The organism is Sphingomonas sp. (genome assembly GCF_048594985.1).
Classification (GTDB): domain Bacteria; phylum Pseudomonadota; class Alphaproteobacteria; order Sphingomonadales; family Sphingomonadaceae; genus Sphingomonas_I.
Genome location: NZ_JBMDXG010000308.1, coordinates 1 through 7047, shown reverse-complemented (window position 1 = coordinate 7047; position 7047 = coordinate 1). Strand labels below are relative to the sequence as shown.

8 protein-coding genes are annotated in these 7047 nt (G+C 68.4%); 4 read left to right on the top strand and 4 right to left on the bottom strand.

The window, feature by feature from the left end:
* A partial coding sequence (locus ACOJSF_RS12805; protein ID WP_420142586.1) for an SDR family NAD(P)-dependent oxidoreductase occupies positions 1 to 328 on the bottom strand: 328 nt, incomplete at its 3' end.
* Positions 328 to 747 (bottom strand): dihydroneopterin aldolase, encoded by a 420-nt coding sequence (locus tag ACOJSF_RS12800; protein WP_420142585.1) that lies wholly within the window; start codon positions 745 to 747, stop codon positions 328 to 330. The genes ACOJSF_RS12800 and ACOJSF_RS12805, both read right to left, overlap by 1 nt.
* Before the next feature lie 93 nt (positions 748 to 840).
* Between ACOJSF_RS12800 and ACOJSF_RS12795 the strand changes: the two genes are divergently transcribed.
* From ACOJSF_RS12795 to ACOJSF_RS12780, 4 genes are read left to right on the top strand one after another with little or no spacing between them, the layout of a single operon-like run.
* Entirely contained in the window at positions 841 to 1326 is a 486-nt protein-coding gene (locus ACOJSF_RS12795; protein ID WP_420142584.1) for a GNAT family N-acetyltransferase, read from the top strand.
* 57 nt (positions 1327 to 1383) lie between these two features.
* Positions 1384 to 1941 (top strand): DUF1285 domain-containing protein, encoded by a 558-nt coding sequence (locus tag ACOJSF_RS12790; RefSeq protein WP_420142583.1) that lies wholly within the window; start codon positions 1384 to 1386, stop codon positions 1939 to 1941.
* Entirely contained in the window at positions 1938 to 2528 is a 591-nt protein-coding gene (locus ACOJSF_RS12785) for a CoA pyrophosphatase (protein WP_420142582.1), read from the top strand. The genes ACOJSF_RS12790 and ACOJSF_RS12785 overlap by 4 nt, the downstream gene beginning before the upstream one ends.
* Complete coding sequence (locus ACOJSF_RS12780; protein ID WP_420142581.1) at positions 2525 to 3724, top strand: CCA tRNA nucleotidyltransferase; 1200 nt, start codon at positions 2525 to 2527, stop codon at positions 3722 to 3724. Before ACOJSF_RS12785 ends, ACOJSF_RS12780 begins: the two co-directional genes overlap by 4 nt.
* On the opposite strand, the gene ACOJSF_RS12775 is transcribed toward ACOJSF_RS12780, so the two are convergent.
* Positions 3700 to 5373 carry a putative bifunctional diguanylate cyclase/phosphodiesterase gene (locus ACOJSF_RS12775; RefSeq protein ID WP_420142580.1) on the bottom strand — a complete coding sequence of 558 codons (1674 nt, stop codon included), beginning with the start codon at positions 5371 to 5373 and terminating at the stop codon, positions 3700 to 3702. The genes ACOJSF_RS12780 and ACOJSF_RS12775 overlap by 25 nt on opposite strands.
* Positions 5374 to 5492: 119 nt before the next feature.
* On the bottom strand, positions 5493 to 7047 hold a 1555-nt coding region (locus ACOJSF_RS12770), incomplete at its 5' end, for a DNA gyrase subunit A (protein WP_420142579.1).

Genomic DNA, 7047 nt, shown 5'->3' with positions numbered 1-7047 from the left:
CGGCGAGATGGCGGTCGAGATCGGCGCGGTCGAGCGTCGCCCAGCCGCCTTCCTCGAACATTGCCGCGCTGTTCACCAGCAGATCCGGCGCACGCCCAAAGCGTTCGGCCACGCGTCCGACCAGCGCCTCTACCGCGCCACCGTCGGCGAGATCGACATCGAACTGCTCCGCGCGAACGCCATGCTCCGCGATTGCTGCCACGAGCCCCGCTTCGGGCGCACCGCCCGTGCTCCGGACATGGAGGGCGAGGTCATATCCCTCCCGGGCCAGCCGCGTGGCAATCGCGGCGCCCAGCCGTGCGATGCCGCCGGTGACCAGCGCAAGCATCAGCGGCGCTCGCGGGCGAGCGTCATCCCGATCGATTCGCCCGCCTGGGACAAGGCCAACTTCACGATGCGCACCTCGACCCGAAGGACCCTCTCATCCTGCGCCAGAATCGTATCGATCACATGGTCCGCGATCGCCTCGATCAAAGTGAAGTGCAGGTCGGCGGGAATCGCGTCCTCGACCGCGCGCCGCAGATCGAGATAGTTCTTCGACTGCGACAGGGGCGTGTCGGGTGCGAAGCGGCGCGGCGCGGCGATGTCCGCCCGGATCGACACTTTCAGCGGCTGCGGCGCATGCGTTTCCTCCGAGAAGACGCCTGTCAGGACGTTCACGACGAGGTCGCTTACCTCGAGCCGCACGACGTCCGTCGGCTGCGCGATATCGAACTGGAAGACGAGCGGCGTCGGAGAGGAGTGCATGGCCACGCCCCTAGCAGTGGCGGCTTGGCGCGGCCAGCCGCCGCTTTTCTTTCACGATCGATCGGCTAAGGGCGCGCGACCCCGAGGACCATCGTGATCCAGCTTGTCCCCCTGATTGAGGCCGATCCCGCCGCCATCGAACGGCTGCTGGACCAGGCCTTCGGCACCGAGCGGCGCGCGCGCACCGCGTACCGCATCCGCGACCGCATGACGGTGGACGGGGCACTGTCGGTCGCCGCGATCGACGGCGATGCGCTGGTCGGATCGCTTCAGACCTGGCCCTGCGCGCTGCATGGCGAGGACGGAGCGACGCCGCTGATTCTGGTCGGGCCGGTCGCGGTCGCCGCCGACCGGCAGGGCGAAGGTATCGGCACGCTGATGATGCGCCACGTCCTCGACCAGGCCGAGGGGCGCGAGCCGCTCGTGCTGATCGGCGATCCCGGTTATTATGGCCGCTTCGGATTTTCCGCCTCCGGGACAGCAAATTGGGGAGTGCCGGGTCCGGTCGAGCGCTGGCGGCTGCTCGTACGAAGCGACCGCCCCCTCCCGCTCCACGGCATGCTGGGACCGCGCATCTGACGGGCGTGTCTCATCGGCTTCCGCACCCGAGCGCAATGTTCTAGCCTGCTGCAAGCAATGCCCGAGCGCGCGCCCCCTCCCCCAACCCTGTCCGGACTTTCGATTGCGGAAATCGCGGCAATCGCGGCGGCCCATCCCGATCCACCGGTCGATCAATGGGATCCGCCCTTCTGCGGCGACAGCGGCATGCGCATCGCACGCGACGGCACATGGTTTCACGACGGTACGCCGATCAGCCGTCCCGCGATGGTTCGCCTGTTTTCGGGTCTGCTCCGCCGCGAACCGGACGGCGCGTACATGCTCGTGACGCCGGTGGAAAAGCTCGCGATCGCGGTCGATGACGCGCCCTTCGTCGCGGTCGAACTGATGACCGAGGGCCAGGAGCGCGACCGCCGCCTGGCTTTCCGCCTCAATACCGATCGCAGCGTGATCGCCGGCGCGAACCACCCGCTGACGGTCCGCGACGGGCGTCCATATCTTGAGGTGCGGCCTGGCATCGACGCTGCGATCGCGCGCGCCGTCTATTACGAGCTGGCGGACCTGGCGCTAGCGGAGGGTGCCGACCCCGCCGGCCTGTGGTCCGATGGCGTCCGCTTTTCGCTGGACGCGGCATGACGCTGGCGGACCGGCTGCGCGCGGCGCTCCTTCGAAGCAGCGAGGGGCCGGTGATCGAAGGCGACGATTATGACCGCGCGGCAGGGCTTTATCTGCCGGCGGCGGTGCTGGTCGCCGTCACCGACCGGCCCGACCCCGGCGTGATCCTGACCCTGCGGCAGGCGCACCTGCGTCGCCATGCCGGCCAGATCTCCTTCCCTGGCGGACGGGTGGACCCCGGCGACGCCGACGCGGAGCAAGCTGCTCTGCGCGAGGCCGAGGAGGAGATCGGCCTTGCGCCGGCGCTGGTCGAGGTTGTCGGGACGAGCGATGTATATCGCGTCGGCACGGGGTTCAGCGTGACGCCCGTCGTCGGCGTGGTTCCCCCCGACCTTCCGCTCAGCCCGCAGGAATCGGAGGTGGCGGCGGTGTTCGAAGTCCCGCTTCATTTCCTGCTGGCGGATGCCAATCATCTGCGGCGGGAGACACCCTGGGAGGGCCGCGTGCGTCATTTCCACGAAATCCTCTGGGAGGATCGGCGCATCTGGGGCGCGACGGCGGGCATGATCGTCAATCTCGCGCGACGGCTGGGACCGGTGCTCGCATGATCCTGCCCGACGCGCCGTGGCAGCATCAGGAGGGCCTCGATGCGCTCACGGCGGCGCTCGGCGCGGCGGCGGGTGCGGTCCGGCCGGTGGGCGGCGCGGTGCGCGACACGCTGCTCGGCCTGCCCGTGGCGGATCTCGACCTCGCCACGATCCACGCGCCCGACGAAACGCTGCGCCGCATCCGCGCGGCGGGGTTGAAAGCGGTGCCGACCGGCATCGCGCACGGGACGATCACCGCGGTGCTTCCCGGCGGCGCGGTCGAGGTAACGACGCTGCGGCGCGACGTCGCCACGGACGGACGCCATGCCATCGTGCGCTTCACCGACGACTGGCGCGAGGACGCCGCCCGTCGCGACTTCACGATCAACGCGCTCTCGGCCGATCCGCGCACCAGCGCGCTGTTCGATTATTTCGACGGACTGGCGGACCTCGAGCGCGGCATCGTCCGGTTCATCGGCGATCCGCTGACGCGCATCGCGGAGGACCATCTCCGCATCCTCCGCTTCTTCCGGTTCCATGCCCGCTTCGGGCGCGGCGCGCCCGACACGGAAGGGCTTGCCGCCTGCGTCGCTCGCGCCAACGACATGATGGCGCTGTCGCGTGAGCGGGTCGCGCAGGAACTCCTCAAGCTCCTCGCCGCCGACGATCCGGTGCCGACCGTGCGGATCATGTCGGCGCATGGCATCTTTGCCCCCATCGTTCCGGAGGTTTCGCCCGACGGCGTGGAGCGGCTGGCCCGGCTGGTGGCGCGCGAGGGCAACGCCGGGGATCCGGTGCGCCGGCTTGCCGCCCTGCTTCCGGCACGGGTGGACGTGGCGGAGGCGGTCGCGCGGCGGCTGAAACTGTCGAACAGCCAGCGTCGGCGATTGATGCTCGCTGCAGGAGAGGCGCGGCCGTCGAATCCGCGCGCGCTGGCTTACGATATCGGCGTTGAGGCGGCACGCGACCGCCTGCTCCTGCGCGCGGATGACGCAGAACTCACGGACGGAATGACAGCGATCGCGGGATGGCAACCGCCCCGATTGCCGATCGCGGGCGGCGCGTTGATCTCTCTCGGTCTGAGGGCAGGTCCCTCGGTCGCAGCCACCCTTCGCGAGGTGGAGGCACGGTGGATCGCCGAAGGTTTTCCCGACCATCAGCGCGTGCTCGAAATCGCCCGCGCGGCGGTCGATCAACGGTTGCGCGCGCGAAAATAGTCGAGCGCGTGGGACGCCCCGAGCGGCTTGGCGAAATGATAGCCCTGCCCCGTCGTACATCCCAGCTTCGCCAGCGTGCGCGCAGCCTCGGCCGTCTCGACGCCTTCGGCCGTGGTAGACATGCCGAGCGTACGCGCCAGGCTCAGGATCGCACGGATGATGGCCACCGAATCGTCATTCTCGTGCATGTCGGTGACGAAGCTGCGATCGATCTTGAGGATGTCGATCGGCAGTTTCTGGAGATAGGCGAGGTTCGAATAGCCGGTCCCGAAATCGTCCATTGCGACGCGGCAGCCGTGGCCATGGATCGCGCCGAGCACGCGACGGGCGCGTTCGGGATCGGCCACGATCGAGCTTTCGGTGAGTTCGAGCGTCAGTCGTCCGCCGTCAATGCCGTTGTCGTCCAGTGCCTCGGCCACGGCGGCTTCGACGTTGTCGCGTGCGAGTTGCACCGGCGAGACGTTGACGCAGACGGTGACCGGCAATGCCCCGCCGCTGTCACGATCCCATTCGGCCAGGGTCCTCGCGGCGGCATTCAATGCCCACCGGCCAAGCGGGACGATGAGCCCGCTCTCCTCTGCCACCGAAATGAAATCGGACGGCTCGACCCTTCCATGATCGGGATGATCCCAGCGCGCCAGCGCTTCGAAACCCGATACCGCGCCTGTCTGAAGGTTGATCAACGGCTGGAAGGCCAGGCTGAGCTGGTCGCGATCCAGCGCACGGCGCAATTCCGTTTCGAGCGTGAACCTGCGGCGGATATGGCTGGCCTGCCCCTGCCGGTAGAGTTCGATCTGGCCCGACGCCTTCGCCCGCTTGAGCGCAACCTGTGCGTTGCGCAGAAGATCGTTGGAACCGTGTCCCCTCTCCTCCCACGCCGCGCAGCCGATCGAGCAGCCGACCCGTATCTCCAGCTCGGCGAGGCGGACCGGCGGTACGAGCGCGGCCATCAGCCGGTGCGCGATCGCGACGGCTTCCTCTCCCGTGGTTTCGTAGAGCAGGACACCGAACTCGTCGCCGGCCATGCGGGCGAGAATGTCGCCGTCGCGCAATGCGGATACCAGGCGCCGCGCAACCGTGATGATCAGCTCGTCGCCGGTCAGCGCGCCGACGCATTCGTTGATCCGGCTGAACCTGCTGAGATCGAGCGCCAGGATGGACGGACTGCGTCCGGCATCGATCGCGGCATCGATCGCCTCCTGAAAGGCGACCCGGTTGGGCAGCCCGGTCAGGCTGTCGGTCAGCATCTCGGTCCGTAGCGAGCGCTCGGTCTGCACCTCGGCCGTGCGATCGATCAGCGTCACCAGCGCGCGCCGTTCGTGCAGCCCGTAAGCGGGAAGCTGCGACAGATGCAGACGGAAGCTGCGCCCGCCGATGCCGGGCTCCTTCCAATCCACTTCCTCACTTTTGCCCATCGCCTTGAGGAAGGTCGTGATCGGCTCGATCAGGCCAGCCAACCGGTCGGAATCCCCGCTCTCCAAGATCCGGCGAAGCGGAGCATTGCTCGTCGCCAGCATGGCTTGGTCGTGCTCCAGGACAACGACCGCGGCCGGAATATGGATCGCGTCCAGAAAGTTCTGCCGCACAGTCGTCAGCAAAGGATGGGCATCGATCACGTCGACGGCCGGCAGCGGGCCCGGCGTCGTCACGCCATGCTGTCGGCTTCCCTCGTCATCTGGGTGAAGTCTGCGGAGCTCCATCACGTCCGCATTAACCGCCAAGGGGTTAAGACTTCGTCAGCCCAGGTTCCGGCCCGACAGGTTCCGGCTCAGCGCGCGAAGCGGTTGTCGCGCGGGAAACCGGTGGGCGGCATGCGTCCCGCCGCACCCCGCGCCGCGCGCCACGGGCCAAGCTCCGCCTCGGTACGCGTGCGCCCGCTGTCGCCTCCCATCGGCCAGGACAGGCCATCTGCGAACCGGAAGGTGATGGCATCGGACAGGCCGCCATCGCGATAGCGCTGGATCTGCGCGCCCTGCCCGCGCGTCATCTCCGGTACTTCGGCCAACGGGAAGACCAGCAACTTGCGATTGTCCCCGATCGCGGCGACATAGTCGTCGTCCGCCGCGATCGCATGCACCACGCGGAGGTTGGCACCCGTCCGCAGGTTCACGACCTGGCGGCCCTTGCGCGTCTCCGCCGTGATCTCCTCGGCGCGCGCGACGAATCCCTTGCCGTCGCTCGCCGCGAACAGCAGGCGCTGGCCCGCACGGACGGGGACGAGCGCCACGATCCCCGCCTCCCCTTCCAGATCGACCATCAGCCGCACCGGCTCGCCGAAGCCGCGCCCGCCTGGCAGCCTGTCGGCCGCGAGCGTGAAGACCCGTCCGCTTGCCGCGACCAGCAGCAGCTTGTCGGTGGTTTGCGCGTGGAAGGCGAAGGCGGGCCCGTCGCCCTCCTTGAACTTGAGCGCTTCGGCGGAGGCGAGATCGATGTGCCCCTTCATCGCCCGGATCCAGCCCCGCTGCGACAGGATCACTGAAATGGGCTCGCGCTCGATCATCGCCTCGAGCGGGATCTCGCGCGCGAGGCCCTGCTCCTCGATCAGGGTACGGCGCCGGCCGAGCTCCGTTTCGGGGCCATAGCGGTCGCGCAACTTGACGAGATCGCGCTTCAGCCGTGTGCGCTGCCGCGCCGGGCTTTCGACCAGCGCGGTCAGGTCCTTCGCCTCCTTGTCGAGCGTGTCGCGCTCGCGCCGCAGCTCCATTTCCTCCAGCTTGCGCAGGGATCGCAGCCGCATGTTGAGGATCGCTTCGGCCTGCCGGTCGCTCAGGCCGAATTCCGCCATCAGCACCGGCTTGGGCTCGTCCTCCTCGCGGATGATCTGGATCACGCGATCGAGGTTGAGATAGGTGATGAGATAGCCGTCGAGCAGTTCGATCCGGTCGGCGATCTTGTCCAGCCGGTGGCGCGTCCGGCGCAGCAGCACCTCGAACTGGTGCTCGACCCATCCCGCCAGCGCCTGCTTGAGCGACATGACGCGCGGCGTTCGGTCGCGGTCGAGCACGTTGAGATTGAGCGGCACGCGCGTTTCGAGGTCGGTCAGGCGGAACAGCCCGTCCATCAGCACCTTCGGGTCGACGGTGCGCGCGCGCGGCTCCAGCACGATGCGTACCTTTTCGTCGCTTTCATCGCGCACGTCGGCGAGGATCGGCAGCTTCTTCTCGTTGATGAGCGCGGCGATCTGCTCGATCAGCTTCGATTTCTGAACCTGGTAGGGGATTTCGGTGACCGCCAGGACCCAGGTGCCGCGCCCCTGATCCTCGACCGACCAGCGCGCGCGGACGCGGAAGCCGCCGCGACCGGTGGCATAGGCCTCCGCGATC